Here is a 16,589-nt window from a genome sequence, read left to right as displayed (position 1 = left end):
GGCCCGCCCGCGCCCGGCGAGCTGATGGCGGCGACCGCGGCCTGCGCGGGGGAGCGGTGGGCGGCGGGCTGCGAGCTCGCCGTCCGGCTGGCCCTCAGCCATGTCGTGGCGCCCGCGGTCCCCACCCTCGGACAGGCGGGGGCGGACGGTCAGTGCGCCGRGCCGGGCGGGCCGGGGCGCGGGCAGCCGCTCGTCCCAGGCGCCGGTGAGCAGGGACCGCAGCACGGGGCGGACGGCGGCCCGGGTGACGATCCACTCGGCGACGGCGACCAGGTTCCGTTCGGGCGGGGCGGGAGCGGCGAGCAGCCGCCGGACCCCCTGCAGATAGCTGTCGGCCTCCCGGCACACCAGGGCGCGGGCGAGGCCCTCCTTGCTGCCGAACTCGTTGTAGAGGGTCTGCCGGGAGACCCGGGCGACCACGGCCAGGTCCGCCATGCGCACCGTGGACCAGGGCCGGTGCGCGAGCGCGGCGAGCGCGGCGTCGAGCAGGGCCTCGCGGGCAGTCGGCATCGGCGCCTCCCGGACCGGGGAATCGTTTTCGTGCTCAGCGTCGACAGGCGTCCGGGCACTGTCAAGGGGCCACCCGTGGACGGTTCGCCGCGGAGGGATCACCCGGGGATAGAGTGCCGACCATGGCCGATTACCACGATGATCTGCGTCTCGCCCACGTCCTCGCGGATGCCGCCGACGCGGCCACCATGGACCGCTTCCAGGCGCTCGACCTCAAGGTCGAGACGAAGCCGGACATGACCCCGGTGAGCGAGGCCGACAAGGCCGCCGAGGAGCTGATCCGGGGGCAGCTCCAGCGGGCCAGGCCGCGTGACGCGATCCTGGGCGAGGAGTTCGGGGTGGAGGGCTCGGGCCCGCGCCGCTGGGTGATCGACCCGATCGACGGTACGAAGAACTACGTGCGCGGCGTACCCGTTTGGGCGACCCTGATCGCGCTGATGGAGGCCGGGGACACCGGTTTCCAGCCGGTGGTGGGCGTGGTGTCGGCCCCGGCGCTCGGCCGGCGCTGGTGGGCGGCGAAGGGCCTGGGGGCGTACACCGGGCGCAGTCTCGCCTCGGCGACCCGGATCGGGGTATCGAAGGTCGCCTCCCTGGCGGACGCCTCCTTCGCGTACTCCTCGCTGGACGGCTGGGAGGAACAGGGGCGCCTCGACGGTTTCCTGGACCTGGCGCGCGCCTGCTGGCGGACCCGGGCGTACGGCGACTTCTGGCCGTACATGATGGTCGCCGAGGGCTCGGTGGACATCTGCGCGGAGCCGGAGCTGTCGCTGTGGGACATGGCCGCGGTGGCGGTCGTGGTGCAGGAGGCGGGGGGTACGTACACGGGCCTGGACGGCCGGCACGGTCCGCACAGCGGGAACGCGGCCGCGTCGAACGGGCTGCTCCACGGTGAGCTGCTGAGCTACCTCAACCAGGAGGCCGCGGAGGACTGAGCACCCGGCCGGACCCTCCTGACCCTCTGCCCCCTCCTGCATCTCGGCGTTCGAGCGCCCTCGGCACTCCCCGGGGGCGCCTCGCGCGCCCCCTTGTCGAGCCCCTCCCCCGGTGCCACTCTGGGAGTCCCCCCGCTTGTGAACTTGTGAATCGGTTCTCGTTGAAGGCGGGACCGTCTCACCAAGGAGGTGGCTCAGCCCATGCTCGTCCGTGACGCCATGAGCGCCGTGGTCCTCACCATCGGCCCCGCCCACACCCTTCGACAGGCCGCCCGGCTGATGGCGGCCCGCCGCGTCGGCGCGGCCGTGGTCCTGGACGGGGACGCCGGACTCGGCATCCTCACCGAACGGGACATCCTCAAGTCGCTGGCCCGCGACCAGGACCCCGACACCGAGACCGCCGACTCCCACACCACCCACGAGGTCGTCTTCGCCGCCCCCACCTGGACCCTGGAGGAGGCGGCGGAGGCCATGACGCACGGCGGGTTCCGCCACCTCGTGGTGCTCGACGGGCACGGCCCCGTCGGCATCGTCTCGGTCCGGGACATCATCCGCTGCTGGACCCCACTGCACAGCGTCGCGGGGTGACACGGGAGCGGGCCGGAATCCGTACGGATTCCGGCCCGTTCCCTCTTCCGGCGGGCGCCCTCGGCCGCGCAGGGCCTGGATCACGGCGTCGACCCGCCCGCCGAAGCATTCGTACACGATCCTATAATGGACATAGTCCAAGTCAAGTGAAGATCCAGAATCACACGGATTCGGGAGTCCGAAGCGGCGACTGTTACCCTGGCCCCCATGAGCGACCTGTTGGAACGACTGCGCGGACGCGGCTGGCGGATGACCGCACAGCGACGCGTCGTGGCCGAGGTCCTCGACGGGGATCACGTGCACCTGACCGCCGACGAGGTCCACGCCCGCGCCGTGACGCGGCTTCCCGAGATCTCGCGCGCGACCGTCTACAACACGCTGGGCGAGATGGTCACCCTCGGCGAGGTGCTCGAAGTCGCGACCGACGGACGGGCCAAGCGCTACGACCCCAACGCCCACCGACCGCACCAGCACCTGGTCTGCGGCCGCTGCGGGGCGATCCGGGACGTCCACCCGGCGGGCGACCCGCTGGCGGACCTTCCCGACACCGAGCGCTTCGGCTTCACGATCTCGAACGTCGAGGTCACGTACCGGGGCATCTGCCCGAGCTGCGCGACCTCCGCCTGAGGACGCCGACCTGACGAACAGGCCCCCGCCACGGCGGGGGCCTTTCGCCATGCCACCGGCCGCCCCGCGCACACGACGAAGGCCCGGATCCAGTGACCGGATCCGGGCCTTCGCTGCTACTGAGTAGCGGGGACAGGATTTGAACCTGCGACCTCTGGGTTATGAGCCCAGCGAGCTACCGAGCTGCTCCACCCCGCGTCGGTAGACCCGACTCTACGGGACGCCGCGCGGCCGGTGCAAATCGATTGAACGGCGACACCATCACGCGGTCAGCTCCTGGTGGAGCGCCTCGCTCAGCCGGGCGGCCCGCTCCGCGACCTCGGCCGGACCCAGCTCCACCGCGCGGGCACACCAGCGGCGCCCCTCGGTCAGCTCGCCGCGGCGCGCCGCCAGCAGGGCGAGCCGGAGGGCGGCGCGGCCGTGGCCGGCCCGGGCGGCCCGGGTCCACCAGAGGGACGCCTCGCGCTCGCTGCCCTCGCGGGCGAGGAGCAGCCCGAGGTTGAAGGCGCCGTTGCGGCTGCCTGCCTCGGCCGCCTCGCGGTACCAGCGGTCGGCCTCGGCCAGGTCGCCGCGCCCGGCGGCGAGCATGCCCACCCGCACCTGGGCGCGCCGGTGGCCCTGCTGGGCCGCCCGCTCGTACCACTCCTCGCACTCGCTCTTCTCCTCCCGGGGCGCGCCGAGGACGGCCGGGCCCGGGTCGGGGCGGCGGGCGTCGAGCACCGAGGCGAGCCGGAAGGCGGCCTCGGCGCTGCCGCCGCCGGCCGCGCAGCGCAGGTGCCGCTCGGCGGTGCGCTCGTCGCCGTCGCGGAGGGCGGCGATGCCGACCTGGAGGGCGGCCTCGGTGTGCCCGGCGGCCGCGGCCCGCTCGTACCAGACGAGGGCCGTACGGTCGTCGTCGCGGCCCGCGTGGAGGATGCCGAGGTTGAAGGCGGCGTCGACGCTGCCGGCCTCGGCCGCCTTGGAGAACCACGGCTCGGCGCCGTTGGCGTCGCCGGCCTGGAGGAGGAGCACGGCGAGCGCGTTGGCGGCCTCGCGGTGGCCCGCGTAGGCAGCGCGGCGGTACCACTGCTCGGCCTGCGGGATGCGGTCCTGGGCGGCGCAGAGCAGCCCGAGGTTGTAGGCGCCGTTCACGTCGCCGGCGTCCATGGCCGCGCGGTACCAGCGCTCGGCGGTCTGCTGCTCGCCCCGGGCCGCGTGCAGCGCCCCGAGGGCGTTGGCGGCGTTGCCGTCGCCGTCCTGGGCGGCCCGCAGCCACCACACGGCGGCGCTCTCCTCGTCGCCCGCGTCGCGGAGCAGGAAGCCGAGGGCGCAGGCGGCCTTGGCCTCGCCCTCCTTGGCGGAGCTGAGGTACCAGCGGCCGGCCTCCTTGAGCTCGCCGCGGTGCTCCAGGATCGCGCCGAGGTGGAGGGCGGCCCGCCGGTGGCCGCGCGCGGCGGCCTGCCGGAACCACTGCTCGGCCTCGGAGGGCTCGCCGGCGGCCTCGCCGACCGCCGGTCCGGGCCCGCCGGTGAGTGCGACGGCGGGCGCGCCGGTGGGCACGAGCGCGCCGGTGCCGGGGACGCGGAGCCGGGTGCCGGTGTCGTGCGGGCCCCGGGTGGTCTCGGTGGCGCGCCGCTCCAGGGCGAGGGCGAGGCGGTAGGCGGCCTCGCGGTGGCCCTGCTCGGCGGCGGCACGGAGCCAGCGCTCGGCGCCGACGTCGCTGCGGTGCTCCAGGAGGTCGGCGAGGGCGTACGCGCCGAGGGCGTGGCCCTGCTCGGCGGCCTGACGGAGCCAGTACTCGGCGGCCGGTTCGTCACCGCGCTCGCGGTGGTGGCGGCCGAGGGCGTGGGCGGCGGGCGCGGAGCCGGCGACGGCGGCGACGCGCCACCAGCCGGCGGCCTCGTCGGCGTAGCCGCGCTGGTGCAGCAGGACACCGAGGTTGTTCGCGGCGGCGCGGTCGCCCTCCGCGGTGGCGCCGCGGAGGAAGGGCTCGGCGGCGTCGAGGTCGCCGCGGCGCAGCAGGAGGGCGCCGAGGGCGCTCATCGAGGCGAGGTCGCCGCGCTCGGCGGCGCGCCGGTGACGGGCCTCGGTCTCGGTCTCGTTCTCGGCATCGGTCTCGGCGGCGGTGTCGACGGCCGCATCGACGGCCCCTACTGCCTCGATGATCTCGTCCGCGGCGTTCCTGGCATGCCGCTGCACAAACCGCCCTGTCTCCAACAGAGTTGCCCTGTCCCCCATAAATACCATCGTCGCACCACCCGCAACCCGAGCACACCTGGTATACCGCAGCCAGTGAGGTCACTCAGCGTTTTGTCGACATGCCCACAGAGAGACAAGTCAAACACGACTCACGCCAACTCGCCCCTTCCCTACCGCTCTTCAGGCCCCTCGTGCACGCCGACACACGACGAGGGCCCGGATCCTTATGGATCCGGGCCCTCGTCCTCTGAGTAGCGGGGACAGGATTTGAACCTGCGACCTCTGGGTTATGAGCCCAGCGAGCTACCGAGCTGCTCCACCCCGCGTCGGTGAAACCACGGTATCACGGACGCGGGATGGAAAACCTCAGGTCAGCCGCTTGATCCCGGCGCCTTGAGCTTGGCCCCCGCCGAGGCGGCGCGGTCGAGCGCCGCCTGGAGGTCCTCCTGGGCCTTGCCGTAGGCCGTCCAGTCGCCCTTCGCCAGGGCGGCCTCGCCCGCGTCGTAGGCCTTCTGGGCGTCGGAGATCGCCTGCTTGAGCGCGGCGTCGTTGGAGACCGGCGGCGGGTTGCCGGTGCCCGGCGGGGTCGTCGGCGAGGTGGGCGGGGGCGTGGTGGGCGCGTCCACCCCGAAGACCGCGTTCAGCGCGGTGGTGAGGTTGTCCTCGAACACCGTGGTGTCCTTGGTCGTGTCACCGTCCGGCTGGTCGGCGTCCACGTAGGACACCGCGACCTTCTTGAGGAGCGGGTACAGCGCGTTGCGTCCCTGGGCGTACACCGGTTCCACGTACAGGAATCCGCCGTCGAGCGGGACGGTCAGCAGGTTGCCGTACTGGATGTCCGAGTCGGCGCCCTTCAGGTCCCGGACGAAGGTGGCGACGGACGGCAGACCGTTGAGCTTGCTCTGCACCTGCGCCGGGCCGGGCACGTCCTCGGTGACCCGCAGCAGTCTCAGCCGGCCGTACTCCTTGCTGGTGGCGTCGGCGTCGACCGCCATGAAGGCGCCCAGGTTGGGCCGCCCGTTCGGCGTGAACGTCGTCGTCAGCGAGAAGCGCTGGGCCTTGTCCCCGGGCATCTTCATGCTCAGGTAGTACGGCGGGACCGCGTTGCCGTCCTTGTTGGTCGGGTCGTCCGGCACCTGCCAGGCGTCCGAGCCGCTGTAGAACTGCGCGGGGTCGGTGACGTGGTAGCGGGTCAGCAGCTCGCGCTGGACCTTGAACATGTCCTGCGGGTACCGCAGGTGCTGCATCAGGTCGCCGCCGATCTCGGACTTGGCCTTGACCGTGCCCGGGAACGCCTTCATCCAGGTCTTCAGGACCGGGTCCTGGGTGTCCCACTGGTAGAGGTTCACCGTGCCGTCGTAGGCGTCGACGGTGGCCTTCACCGAGTTCCGGATGTAGTTGACCTGGTTCTGCTGGGCGACGACGGCGCGCTGCTGGTTGCCGACGGTCAGCGAGTCGGCCGTGGTGTCGCCGAGCGTGGTGCGCGAGGCGTACGGGTAGCCGTTCGTCGTCGTGTACGCGTCGATGACCCACTGGATCCGGCCGTCGACGACCGCCGGGTAGGCGTCGCCGTCGATGGTCAGCCAGGGCGCGACGGCCTCGACGCGCTCCTTGGGCGTGCGGTTGTAGAGGATCCGCGAGCCCTCGCCGATGGCCCCCGAGTAGAGGATCTGCGGCTCGCTGAACGCGACGGCGTAGGCCGCGCGGTTGAACGTGCTGGAGAGGTTGACCCCGCTCTTTCCGTCGTAGCTGGTGGTCTTCTCGCCGTTCTCCTCGTAGTCCAGCTCCTTCTGCGGGCCGCCCACGATCGAGTACTGGTCGGTCTTCTCGCCGTAGTAGATCCGCTGCTGGTAGCTGCCGAGCATGCCCTTGGTGGGCAGTCCGGCCTCGGTGAAGACCGGCGAACCGTTGGCGTCCGTCTGGGTACCCGACGCCATGATCGCGCCGAAGCCGTGGGTGTAGGTGAAGTGGTCGTTGATCCAGTTCCGCTTCGGGATGCCCTTGATGTTGAGCTCGCGGAGACCGACGACCGTGTCCTTGCCCGCGTAGCGGTCGACGTCCAGGGTGGTCGGGAACTGGTAGTACTTCCGCTTCTGCTCCAGCTGCTGGAACGTCGGCGACACGATGTTCGGGTCGAGGACGCGGTAGCTGGCGGCCGAGTCGGCGTCGGTGCGCAGCTGGTCCTTGGCCTTCACCGTCGACTTGCCCGAGTAGTTCTCGAGCTTCGTCTCGTCGATCGCGTACGCCTTGCGGGTCGCGTCGATGTTCTTCTTGATGTACGCCGCTTCCTTGGCCTGCTCGTTCGGCTGGACCTGGAACTTCTGCACGATGGCCGGGTACAGGCCGCCGATCAGGACCGCGGAGAGCACCATCAGACCGAAGCCGATCACCGGCAGCTGCCAGGTGCGGCGCCAGAGCGTCGCGAAGAACAGCACGGCGCAGATCGCGGCGATGCAGAACAGGATGGTCTTCGCCGGCAGGTAGGCGTTGGCGTCGACGTACCGCAGACCCGTCCAGTTGCCGGTGGCCTTGAAGTCGCTGGACTTCACGGCCAGGCCGTACCGGTCGAGCCAGTACGCCACGGCCTTGAGCGCCACGAAGACGCCGAGCAGCACCGAGAGGTGGCCGGTGGCCGCGGCGGTGGCCCGCGCGCCGGGGCTGGTGATCCGCAGCCCGCCGTACAGGTAGTGCGTGAGCGCGGCGGCGATCAGCGACAGGACGACGGCGGCGAAGCCGAAGGCGAGGAGGAAGCGGTACCAGGGCAGGTCGAACGCGTAGAACGCCACGTCGAGACCGAACTGCGGGTCCTTCTCGCCGAACTTCACGCCGTTGACCCACATCAGCCAGGTGCGCCACTGGCCCGAGGCGGAGGCGCCGGCGATCAGGGCCACCAGGGCGGTGACCGCGAGCAGCACCCACTTCTTGAACGGCGCGAGGCCCATCCGGTACCGGTCGAGGCTCTGCTGCTCCAGCGACATCGCGCTGAGCGGCGGCCGGAGCCGGTGCGCCAGCCAGATGTTCAGGCCGACGGCGAGCCCCATCAGGAGGCCGAAGACGGCGAAGAGGCCGATCTTCGTCCACAGCGTGGTGGTGAACACGGACGAGTACTTGACCGAGCGGTACCAGAGCCAGTCCGTCCAGAACCCGGCGAACATCACGAACGCCATGGCCAGCACGGCCAGGACCCCGAGTGTCATGAGCAGGGTTCGGGCCCGCCGGGACGGCCGGCCGACTCTCATCCTCGGCCCGGACGGGCTGCCGCCGCGGTCCGGCATCTGGAAAGCCAACGTGCGCCCCTCGATGTTGATGCGTCTGAAAGCAGGCCCAGCGATCGTAGAGCCCACTGGTGCAACTTACTGAGGCTTTACCTAGTTCCCGTATTCAGGGGAAGAGGAGGCAGGATATTGGTCATGTCCAACGTTTCCCCCTCCGGCCCGGCGATGGCCGCGAGCCCCCTCACCCGCGCGGTGCTCGAGATCGACGAGTACGCGGCGGGCCTCGGCTGGGACCAGCCGGCCCGTCTCTTCGCCCTGGTCGACACCGCACGGCTGCGTGCCAAGGAGCCCAGGCTCGCCTCCCAGCTGGGCCTGGGCGACGACGCCACCGCCTACACCCCGATCGAGCAGGAGAAGCTGCCGCGCGGGAAGCCCCTCGACGAGTTCCTCGGCACGATCGCCTGGCCGGCGGGCGTGGCCGGCTGCGCCATGACGGTGGAGCGGCTCATGCTGCCGCCGTCGGCCGAGGCACAGGTCCCGCAGGGCCTGAACGAGAAGCAGCTCGCCAAGTGGGTGGCCGCCCACCCGGACCGCCAGGAGGTCCGGATGACCGTGGCCGTGCTCCGCGGCGGGGCCCGCGAGGCGGCCATCCGGCTGCGCGAGAAGGACACCGCCACCGAGGTCCTGACCGGCCCCGACCTGGTGCCGGGCCTCGCCGAGGCGCTGACGGCCACCTTCGAGAGCTGACCCCCGTACGACGAAGGGGAAGGGGCGCCCGGTCCACGACCGGGCGCCCCTTCCCCTTCTCCGTACCGCCTAGCTCTTGGCGCAGCTGGGCAGGGACGTCGTGTCGCCCGCGCGGAGCTTCTCCAGGGACTTGGTGGCGTCCTCGATGGTGTCCACCCTGACGAGGGTGAGGCCGTCCGGGATGTCCCTCGCGGCCGTCTCGCAGTTGTCGGCCGGGGTGAGGAAGTACTGTGCCCCCGCGTTCCGCGCGCCGACCAGCTTCATCTCGATGCCGCCGATCGGACCGACCTTGCCGTCGTCGTCGATGGTGCCCGTGCCGGCGATGAAGCGGCCGCCGGTGAGGCTCTCCGGGGTGAGCTTGTCGACGATGCCGAGCGCGAACATCAGCCCGGCGCTGGGGCCGCCGACGTCGGCCAGGTTGATGTCGATGGTGAACGGGAAGACGTGATCGGTGCCGGCCTGGATGCCGACGACGGCCCGGTCGCCCTCCTCCGAGGTGGTGGTCGTGATGACCACCTTCTGAGTGACGGTCGGCTCCTTGCGGGCCTTCTCGGCGGCGGCCGCCTCCTTGGCGGGGACGATCGTGAACGTGACGTCCTGGCCGGGCTTCCGCTTGACGACCTGCTTGGCCACGTCGGCCTGCGCGGTGATCGCCACCCCGTCGACGGCCTTGATCACGTCACCGGCGTGCAGCTTGCCCTCCGAGGGCGAGCCCTTGATGACGCTGCCGACCACGACCCGGGAGACGACCGGGATGCCCAGCTCCTTGAGGGCGGCCACCTTGGCGCTCTCCTGGGACTGGCTGAACTCCTCGGCGTTCTCCTGGGTCGACTGCTCCTCGGTCTTGCCGTCCGGGTAGAGCGTGTCGTGCGGCACGACCACGTTGTCGTGGGCCAGCCAGCCGTAGACGGCCTCGACGGCGTTCATCTTGTAGTCCGCGCTGGTGACCCGGACCGTCGTCATGTTGAGGTGACCGTCGGTCGGGTAGGTCTTGCGTCCCGCGATGTGGAGCACGGGCTCTCCCCTGGCCTCGCCGAGGGTGTTGACCGTGGGGCCGGGGCTCATCTCCGCGTACGGCACCGGGATCAGGACGCCCGCGATCAGCAGGCAGATCAGGACCAGGGTGGAGGCGAGCATCGTCGCGGTGCGGCGTGGCATGGAACGACAGTACGGGACTCGCCTGTGGGTGCACCCCTGGGGCGGTCCGTACGAGGAGGCCCGGCGTCAGCTCGTCGGCGAGGCGGCGGCACCACCGGCGGCGGCGGCCGGTTCGCGCTCGGGGCGTACGGGGTCGGGGGCCGTGGCGCGGGCGCGTTCCATCACGGGTTCGGGGGTCGTGGCGTGGGCGCGTTCCATCGCGTCCCGGAAGCGGGCGTAGCCGGCGAGTTCGGCCACGTCACCTATCGTCTTGTTCCTCGAAGCCCAGCTTCCCCATATCGCCGCGCCGACGACTGCGAAAAGCGGAATCAGCAACCAGGCCAGCGCTGCCATCCCGACCTCCCATCCCCAGTGAGTTGATCAGCAGACTCTGTCATCTGTGGGGTCAACGCTCGCGCGTGGGGGGCGGTTACGCAAATCGGGCGTTCGGCTACGCGCCGTCGGCGCGTCGCCTTGCTTTCCGGAAGGCCTCAGCAGGCTCCGACCCACTCCTCGGTGCCGTCCGAGAAGGTCTGGTGCTTCCAGATGGGGACCTCGTGCTTGAGGTCGTCGATGAGCTTGCGGCAGGCCTCGAAGGCCTCGCCGCGGTGCGGGCAGGAGACGGCCACGACGACCGCGATGTCGCCCACGCCCAGGTCCCCCACCCGGTGGACGGCGGCCAGCGCGCGCACCGGGTAGTCGGCGACGACCTTCTCGGCGACCCGGCGCATCTCGGCCTCGGCGGTCGGATGGCTGGAGTAGCCCAGACGGTCGACGTCGGCGCCGCCGTCGTGGTTGCGCACGGTGCCCACGAAGAGCGTGGTGCCGCCGGAGGCGTCGTCCCCGACCGCCCGGAAGACCTCGTCGAGGGAGAGCGGGGTGTCCCGGACCGCGAGGAGCTTGATCGGGTCGGCGGCGGCCTGCTCGCCGGGGTGGTCAGACGTCGGTGCCATGCGTCCATCGTGCCGTACGCGCGCGTGATCCCGGAATAGCGGATTCGACCGGTCGTCGGCGGCGCCCGTAGGAGGGTCCTACAGGCCGCCGTGCGCCCCGGTCAGATCCCCCGCCGCTTCCGCATCTGCCGGACCAGCGCCGCCGTGCCCAGCAGGGCCACCGTCGCACCGGCCGCGCCCGCCGCCGTGGCGTCCTTGCGGCCCAGCCGGCGGCCGGCGACCGTGTGGCGGCCCTCGACCTCCTCCAGGAGCGCCGCGAGGACCTCCTCGTTGGTCCACTTCGGCCGCCAGCCGGCGTCGTGCAGGCGTCCGACGCTGACCACCCACGGGTGCATCGTGTACGCGAGGTCGCCGGCCGGGGACGGGGTGAGCCCGATCCGGTGGAGCCGGGCCGCGGCGCCGAGGGCGACGGCGGAGGGCAGCTCCATGCGCCGGATCCCGGAGAGCTCCTCGACCTCCTCCTGTTCGAGCCAGCCGTCGCAGCCGACCGCGAACTCGCCCTCGACCTTTTCGAGGGCCGCGTACTCCAGGGCGCTGACCAGGTCGTCCACGTGGCAGAACTGCCAGGTGGGCCGGGAGCCCGCGACGACGAGGAGCCGGGGCGACTCGAAGTAGCGGGTCAGGGCCGTGTCCGTACCGCCGACGAGGACGGCGGGGCGGACCACGGTGACGTTGAGGCCGGGGTGCGCGCGGGGGGCGCGGCGGCCGAGGCGCTCGATCTCCAGCATGTCGCCGACGCCGGTGGCCTCGGCGGTCGCCCGGAGCTCGGCGTCCTCGGAGAGCGGGATGTCGTTGTCGGGCAGGGCCCCGTAGACCATGGCGGAGGTGCACAGCACCACCCGGTGGACCCCCGCGGCGGCCGCGGCGGTCAGCACGGTCTGGGTGCCCCGGACGTTGTAGGCCGTCCGTGCGGCGGGGTCGGTCTCCAGGTCGAGGTCGACGGCGAGGTGCACGACGACGTCCGCGCCGCGCAGCTTCTCGGCGATGGCCGGGTCGCGCACGTCGAGGATGTGCCACTCGGCCTCGGCGACCTCGCCGCGGCGCTCGTCGATGGCGACGATCTTCTTGACCTCGTCGGACCCGGCGAGGCGCCTGGTCAGCAGGTCGCCGACGCCGGAGGCGGCGCCGGTGACCGCGACGACGGGGCCGCGCCCGGCGGACCGGGTTGAGGGGTTTCGCGCTCCGCGAACCTGTGGATCTGGGGAACTCACCGGGCGTCTCCAGCGGTTGTCTTCAGTACGTACACGCATGACGCGTACGGACCAGGTGGCGTCCATCCTGCCGCAGGGCACGGTCCGGCGGAGCACCGAGCCCATTTCCGGCCCGGATGTCTACGCTGGTGGTGTGCGGGGCCTGTCTGGACAGGCCCTGGTCGGGCAGTCGCCGTCGGCAGGAGGCCGGCGGCCCTACGAGCCGAGGAAACCTGTGAGTGACACCCCATTCGGATTCGGCCTTCCGCCGGAGGAGCCGGAGAACGGCGACGAGGGCAAGAAGAAGGACCCCGCCGGAGGTGGCCAGGGGTCCGGCGGCCAGGGCGGCAACCCCTTCGGGGCGAACCCGTTCGGCTTCGGCGGGCTGCCCGGCATGGGCGGGCCGGGCGGKCTGGGCGGTCAAGGCGGAGCCGACAATCCGTTCGCGGCGATGTTCGGCTCGCTGAACCCCAACGACCTGGGCGCGGCCTTCCAGCAGCTCGGCCAGATGCTGAGCTACGAGGGCGGTCCCGTGAACTGGGACATGGCCAAGCAGATCGCGCGCCAGGTGGTGGCCCAGGGCACCGCCGACGGCACCAAGGACTCCAGCGTGGGCCCGGCGGAGCGGTCCGCGGTCGAGGAGGCCGTGCGTCTGGCCGACCTGTGGCTGGACGGCGTGACCTCGCTGCCCTCGGGGGCGAGCACGGCCGTGGCGTGGAGCCGCGCGGAGTGGGTCGAGGCGACGCTGCCGGCCTGGCAGCAGCTGGTGGACCCGGTCGCCGAGCGGGTCGGCACGGCGATGGGCGACGTCCTGCCGGAGGAGATGCAGGCCATGGCCGGCCCGCTGATCGGCATGATGCGCTCGATGGGCGGCGCCATGTTCGGCCAGCAGATCGGGCAGGCCGTCGGCGCGCTCGCGGGCGAGGTCGTCGGCTCGACCGACGTCGGCCTGCCGCTCGGGCCCGCGGGCCGGGCCGCGCTGCTCCCGCTGAACGTGGAGGCCTTCGGCAAGGACCTGGGTGTGCCCTCCGACGAGGTGCGGCTCTACCTGGCCCTGCGCGAGGCCGCCCACCAGCGGCTCTTCGCCCACGTGCCGTGGCTGCGCGCGCACCTGTTCGGCGCGGTCGAGGGGTACGCGCGGGGGATCAAGGTCGACACCTCGAAGCTGGAGGAGGCGGTGGGCCAGCTCGACCCGACGCATCCGGAGCAGCTTCAGGAGGCCCTCCAGCAGGGCATGTTCCAGCCGGAGGACACCCCGGCGCAGAAGGCCGCCCTGGCCCGTCTGGAGACGGCCCTGGCGCTCGTCGAGGGCTGGGTGGACGCGGTGGTCCACGAGGCCGCGAAGTCGCGCCTCACTTCGGCGGACGCGCTGCGCGAGACGCTGCGCCGGCGCCGGGCCTCGGGTGGTCCCGCCGAGCAGACCTTCGCCACCCTGATCGGTCTGGAGCTGCGGCCGCGGCGGCTGCGGGACGCGGCGCGCCTGTGGGCGTCGCTGACGGACGCGCGCGGGGTCGACGGCCGTGACGGCCTGTGGGAACACCCGGACATGCTGCCGACGGCGACCGACCTGGACGACCCGGACGGCTTCGTGCACCGCGAGCACCTCGACTTCTCCGAGCTCGACAAAATGCTCGGCGAGGCCGCCAAGGGCGACGGCACCGAGGACGGGGACGCCGAGAAGTGAGCCTGTACGACGAAGCGGTCCTCGTCCTGAAGGGGTACGAGGGCGAGCCGGAGCTGCGCGACCTCTACCTGGAGCATCTGGGCGCGCATCCGGACGGCATGTACAAGCCCTGCGGGGCCGGGCACCTGACCGCCAGTGCGCTGGTGGTCGATCCCGGGCGCGGGCGGGTGCTGCTGACGCTGCACAAGAAGCTGGGCATGTGGCTGCAGATGGGCGGTCACTGCGAGGAGGGCGACGCGACGCTGGAGGAGGCCGCGCTGCGCGAGGCGGCGGAGGAGTCCGGCATCGCCTCGGGTCTCACCCTGCTGCCGGGCGGTCCGGTGCGGCTCGACCGGCATGCGATCCCGGCGCCCTGTCACTGGCACCTGGACGTGCAGTACGCGGCGCTGGCCCCGGCCGGCGCGGTGGAGCAGATCAGCGAGGAGTCGCTGGACCTGCGCTGGTTCGCGTACGAGGAGGTGGCGGGCGTGGCGGACGCGTCGGTGGTCCGCCTCGTGGAGAGCACGCGGGCGCGCCTCCAGGGGACGTGACACGGCAGAGGGGGCGGTCGCCGGTCGGCGGCCGCCCCCTCTGCCGTGTGCGTGCCTAGCTCCAGGCGTTGTTCTGGTTCTGGGCGTGGGCTCCGTGCTGTCCGGCGCCGAACTGCGCGGCGATGCCCTGGCCGATGGCCGCGTTCTGCGGGGGCATGACCTCGCTGGGCTGGACGAGTGCGAAGCCCTGGCCGAGGAAGCTGAGCTCCCAGCCCTCGCCGGTGTTGCCGCGGCGGCTGCGGACGTTCGAGTTGTGCGTCTGCGCCTGCATCTGGACGCGGAGCCCGGTGGACCAGGCCACGATGGCGTCCGCGTCGACGCTGACGTACTTCTCGGGGGTGACGTGCATCATCAGCGGCTGCCCCGAGGTCATCAGGGCGACCCGGCCGCGGCCGGAGATGTTGAGCTGGTACTTGCCGGTGCCGGAGACGCCGTACTGGCTGTCGACGGCGATGACCTCGGTGTGGAGGGTCGAGTCGAGAGCCAGGACGTAGGCGCTGTCGACGGTCAGGCCCTCCTGCTCGACGTCCACGATGTGCACGTACTGGGCGAGGTTGGCGAAGTAGACCGTGCCCTGGCCGGAGCAGCGCATGAGGTCGAGGCCCTCACCGGTGCGGGCCTGGGCCCGGCGCTGGCCGGGGGTCTTGTACTCGCCGTCGAAGTCGACGAGTCCCTGGTACGCGACCATGGCGCCCTTGCGGGCCAGGATGTCGTCCTGCCCGGTGAGGGTGACCCGCAGGAGCTGCGGGTTCTGGATGACGTACCGCTCCTGGCTCTGCTGTTCGGCGTGGTTGAAAAGCGGGCTCTGCATGGTGTGTTCTCGCTCCCCCTCAGCCCCGGACCCGCAGGCGGTCGGTGCTGTCCTCGCTCGGTTGTACGACGACGATGCCCTGGCCCGAGAAGGCCATCTGGAAGGCCTCGCCGCTGCCCCGCCCGATGAGGGAGGAGGCCTTGAAGCTGCGCTTGCCCTTGACCTTGAGCGACGGAGACCAGGCGACGAGCGCGTCGGGGTCGACGTACGTCTCGTCGTCGCCGCGGCCGCAGTCGACGACGATCGGCGTGCCGCGCGAGGTCAGGGCGACCCAGCCGGTGCCGGCGATCTCGACGTTGAAGAGGCCCTGGCCGGCGAACTTCGCGAGCCCCTTGACCCGCTCGACGCCCCACTGGAGGTGCGCGTCGAAGGCGAGCAGGTTGGTGCCGTTGACCGAGAGCGAGTCGTTCTGGAGGTTGATCACGACGACGTCCGCGCCGTAGTCGGCGAGGTAGAGCAGTCCGTCGCCGGAGCACTTCATGATCGGCGCGCCCTCGCCGGTGGCCCACTGCTGGGCGACCTGGCGGACGGCGGGCGGGTTGGGCTCGTAGGTGATGAAGCCCTCGTAGGAGACCATCGAGCCGGTCCGGGCGTAGAGGTCCTGGCCGGTGGCCATGGCCACCTTGAGCATGGTGCGGCCGTGGTTCTCCATCCGGGCCGCGACGGGGGTCGGGGCGTAGCCCGCGAGTTGCTGGTTCATGACTTCGGGCTCCCTCAGACCTCGTAGGGCTGGACGACGATGAAGTTGCCGGGGGCGCCCCGGAACTGGAGGTTCACGGTCTCTCCGCTGTGGCCGGGGTAGGCGTTGCGGCGGAGCCGCACCTGGCTGGAGAGGATGACCTGGGACGCGGACGACCAGGCGACGACGGCCTGGCAGTCGGCGAAGGTGGTCGGCGTGACGGGCAGGACGACGGGCACGCCGTGGGTCTTCACGACGACGGTGCCGGTGCCCTGGAACTGCATGGTGAACAGGGCGCCGCCGGGGATGCCGTGGCCCTCGATGCGCCGCACCTCGTACTGCAGGGTCTCGTCGAACGCGAGGACGTTCTCCGCGGAGACGCAGATGCCGTCGCCCTGGAGCTCGATCGGGTGCAGGTGGGCGCCCTCCTCGGCGAGGAAGACCTGGCCGCGGCCGGTGCAGCGCATCAGCTGCATCTCCTGGCCGGTGGCGTTCCCGACGATCCGGCCGGTGAAGCCGGCGCCCTTGTGGGAGAAGTCGACCTTGCCCTGGTACATGACCATGGAGCCCTGGCGGGCGAGCACGGGCGTGGCGCCCATGGCCAGGTCGACCCGCATGAGCTGCTGGTTCTGCGGGGTCCAGCGGGCGCCGGTGGGCGTCTCCTTGTACGGCGCGAGCGCGGCGGCGAGGCCCGCTCCGGTGGCCGGGGCGCCCTGCGGGACGCCGGCCTGCTGACCGTGGGGCTGCTGGCCGTACGGGGCGGGGGCGGCCTGCCCGTAGGGCGGGGTCTGCGGCGGCTGGCCCTGGC

Annotated in this window: 16 protein-coding genes and 2 tRNA genes; 6 read left to right on the top strand and 12 right to left on the bottom strand. The window is 72.1% G+C overall.

The genetic code is table 11. From position 1 onward, the window contains the following. Nucleotides 1-510, bottom strand: a 510-nt coding sequence (locus EAO70_RS30740; RefSeq protein ID WP_261993124.1) for a TetR/AcrR family transcriptional regulator, incomplete at its 3' end; no start/stop codon positions are given. Nucleotides 511-632: 122 nt separating this feature from the next. Between EAO70_RS30740 and hisN the strand changes: the two genes are divergently transcribed. The 3 genes from hisN to EAO70_RS30725 all read left to right on the top strand — a co-directional run bounded on the left by hisN (nt 633) and on the right by EAO70_RS30725 (nt 2,657). Further along, nucleotides 633-1,442 carry a histidinol-phosphatase gene (gene hisN, locus EAO70_RS30735; RefSeq protein ID WP_148006098.1) on the top strand — a complete coding sequence of 270 codons (810 nt, stop codon included), beginning with the start codon at nt 633-635 and terminating at the stop codon, nt 1,440-1,442. A gap of 201 nt (nt 1,443-1,643) precedes the next feature. Continuing rightward, entirely contained in the window at nt 1,644-2,030 is a 387-nt protein-coding gene (locus EAO70_RS30730; protein ID WP_148006097.1) for a cyclic nucleotide-binding/CBS domain-containing protein, read from the top strand. A 207-nt stretch (nt 2,031-2,237) separates the two neighbouring features. Then, entirely contained in the window at nt 2,238-2,657 is a 420-nt protein-coding gene (locus tag EAO70_RS30725; RefSeq protein ID WP_148006096.1) for a Fur family transcriptional regulator, read from the top strand. Between the two features lie 124 nt (nt 2,658-2,781). On the opposite strand, the gene EAO70_RS30720 is transcribed toward EAO70_RS30725, so the two are convergent. The 4 genes from EAO70_RS30720 to EAO70_RS30705 all read right to left on the bottom strand — a co-directional run bounded on the left by EAO70_RS30720 (nt 2,782) and on the right by EAO70_RS30705 (nt 8,110). Beyond that, a tRNA-Met gene (locus tag EAO70_RS30720) sits at nt 2,782-2,855 on the bottom strand. A 63-nt stretch (nt 2,856-2,918) separates the two neighbouring features. Beyond that, nucleotides 2,919-4,883 (bottom strand): tetratricopeptide repeat protein, encoded by a 1,965-nt coding sequence (locus EAO70_RS30715; protein WP_148006095.1) that lies wholly within the window; start codon nt 4,881-4,883, stop codon nt 2,919-2,921. A gap of 204 nt (nt 4,884-5,087) precedes the next feature. Beyond that, nucleotides 5,088-5,161: transfer RNA gene (locus tag EAO70_RS30710), tRNA-Met, on the bottom strand. A gap of 45 nt (nt 5,162-5,206) precedes the next feature. Then, a complete protein-coding gene (locus tag EAO70_RS30705) occupies nt 5,207-8,110 on the bottom strand; it encodes a UPF0182 family protein (RefSeq protein WP_148006094.1) in 2,904 nt (967 codons plus the stop codon). Nucleotides 8,111-8,245: 135 nt separating this feature from the next. Between EAO70_RS30705 and EAO70_RS30700 the strand changes: the two genes are divergently transcribed. Further along, nucleotides 8,246-8,797: a PPA1309 family protein gene (locus EAO70_RS30700; protein WP_148006093.1), complete on the top strand. Its 552-nt coding sequence runs from the start codon at nt 8,246-8,248 to the stop codon at nt 8,795-8,797. Between the two features lie 69 nt (nt 8,798-8,866). Here the strand turns inward: EAO70_RS30700 and EAO70_RS30695 are convergent, their stop codons facing one another. From EAO70_RS30695 to EAO70_RS30680, 4 genes are all read right to left on the bottom strand, one after another. Then, a complete protein-coding gene (locus tag EAO70_RS30695; RefSeq protein ID WP_148006092.1) occupies nt 8,867-9,955 on the bottom strand; it encodes a PDZ domain-containing protein in 1,089 nt (362 codons plus the stop codon). Nucleotides 9,956-10,021: 66 nt separating this feature from the next. After that, nucleotides 10,022-10,192 carry a hypothetical protein gene (locus EAO70_RS38235; protein WP_187284147.1) on the bottom strand — a complete coding sequence of 57 codons (171 nt, stop codon included), beginning with the start codon at nt 10,190-10,192 and terminating at the stop codon, nt 10,022-10,024. A gap of 233 nt (nt 10,193-10,425) precedes the next feature. Continuing rightward, nucleotides 10,426-10,887, bottom strand: a complete 462-nt coding sequence (locus EAO70_RS30685) for a molybdenum cofactor biosynthesis protein MoaE (protein WP_148006090.1) — start codon at nt 10,885-10,887, stop codon at nt 10,426-10,428. A 101-nt stretch (nt 10,888-10,988) separates the two neighbouring features. Further along, complete coding sequence (locus tag EAO70_RS30680) at nt 10,989-12,098, bottom strand: SDR family oxidoreductase (RefSeq protein WP_148006089.1); 1,110 nt, start codon at nt 12,096-12,098, stop codon at nt 10,989-10,991. Nucleotides 12,099-12,312: 214 nt separating this feature from the next. On the opposite strand from EAO70_RS30680, the gene EAO70_RS30675 reads away from it, so the two are divergent. Both EAO70_RS30675 and EAO70_RS30670 read left to right on the top strand, forming a co-directional pair. Further along, entirely contained in the window at nt 12,313-13,761 is a 1,449-nt protein-coding gene (locus EAO70_RS30675) for a zinc-dependent metalloprotease (protein ID WP_148006088.1), read from the top strand. Then, complete coding sequence (locus tag EAO70_RS30670; RefSeq protein ID WP_148006087.1) at nt 13,758-14,291, top strand: NUDIX hydrolase; 534 nt, start codon at nt 13,758-13,760, stop codon at nt 14,289-14,291. Before EAO70_RS30675 ends, EAO70_RS30670 begins: the two co-directional genes overlap by 4 nt. 55 nt (nt 14,292-14,346) lie before the next feature. On the opposite strand, the gene EAO70_RS30665 is transcribed toward EAO70_RS30670, so the two are convergent. The 3 genes from EAO70_RS30665 to EAO70_RS30655 all read right to left on the bottom strand — a co-directional run. After that, the gene (locus EAO70_RS30665; RefSeq protein WP_148006086.1) at nt 14,347-15,102 is read right to left on the bottom strand and encodes an AIM24 family protein; all 756 of its coding nucleotides are present in this window, start codon (nt 15,100-15,102) and stop codon (nt 14,347-14,349) included. Nucleotides 15,103-15,121: 19 nt separating this feature from the next. Next, nucleotides 15,122-15,802: an AIM24 family protein gene (locus tag EAO70_RS30660; protein WP_148006085.1), complete on the bottom strand. Its 681-nt coding sequence runs from the start codon at nt 15,800-15,802 to the stop codon at nt 15,122-15,124. Nucleotides 15,803-15,816: 14 nt separating this feature from the next. After that, the coding region (locus tag EAO70_RS30655) for an AIM24 family protein (RefSeq protein WP_148006597.1) at nt 15,817-16,589 on the bottom strand (773 nt) is incomplete at its 5' end.

The organism is Streptomyces sp. adm13(2018) (assembly GCF_008042145.1).
In the GTDB taxonomy this organism is placed as follows: Bacteria; Actinomycetota; Actinomycetes; order Streptomycetales; family Streptomycetaceae; genus Streptomyces.
This window is presented reverse-complemented; position numbering and strand designations above follow the sequence as displayed.

What these genes read in the sequence shown, in the direction of transcription:
- EAO70_RS30700 (WP_148006093.1), top strand. Translation starts at nt 8,246, where the DNA reads ATGTCCAACGTTTCCCCCTCCGGCCCGGCGATGGCCGCGAGCCCCCTC.
- EAO70_RS30665 (WP_148006086.1), bottom strand. Translation starts at nt 15,102, where the DNA reads ATGCAGAGCCCGCTTTTCAACCACGCCGAACAGCAGAGCCAGGAGCGG.
- EAO70_RS30695 (WP_148006092.1), bottom strand. Translation starts at nt 9,955, where the DNA reads ATGCCACGCCGCACCGCGACGATGCTCGCCTCCACCCTGGTCCTGATC.
- EAO70_RS30660 (WP_148006085.1), bottom strand. Translation starts at nt 15,802, where the DNA reads ATGAACCAGCAACTCGCGGGCTACGCCCCGACCCCCGTCGCGGCCCGG.
- EAO70_RS30730 (WP_148006097.1), top strand. Translation starts at nt 1,644, where the DNA reads ATGCTCGTCCGTGACGCCATGAGCGCCGTGGTCCTCACCATCGGCCCC.
- EAO70_RS30715 (WP_148006095.1), bottom strand. Translation starts at nt 4,883, where the DNA reads ATGGTATTTATGGGGGACAGGGCAACTCTGTTGGAGACAGGGCGGTTT.
- hisN (WP_148006098.1), top strand. Translation starts at nt 633, where the DNA reads ATGGCCGATTACCACGATGATCTGCGTCTCGCCCACGTCCTCGCGGAT.
- EAO70_RS30705 (WP_148006094.1), bottom strand. Translation starts at nt 8,110, where the DNA reads ATGCCGGACCGCGGCGGCAGCCCGTCCGGGCCGAGGATGAGAGTCGGC.
- EAO70_RS30685 (WP_148006090.1), bottom strand. Translation starts at nt 10,887, where the DNA reads ATGGCACCGACGTCTGACCACCCCGGCGAGCAGGCCGCCGCCGACCCG.
- EAO70_RS30725 (WP_148006096.1), top strand. Translation starts at nt 2,238, where the DNA reads ATGAGCGACCTGTTGGAACGACTGCGCGGACGCGGCTGGCGGATGACC.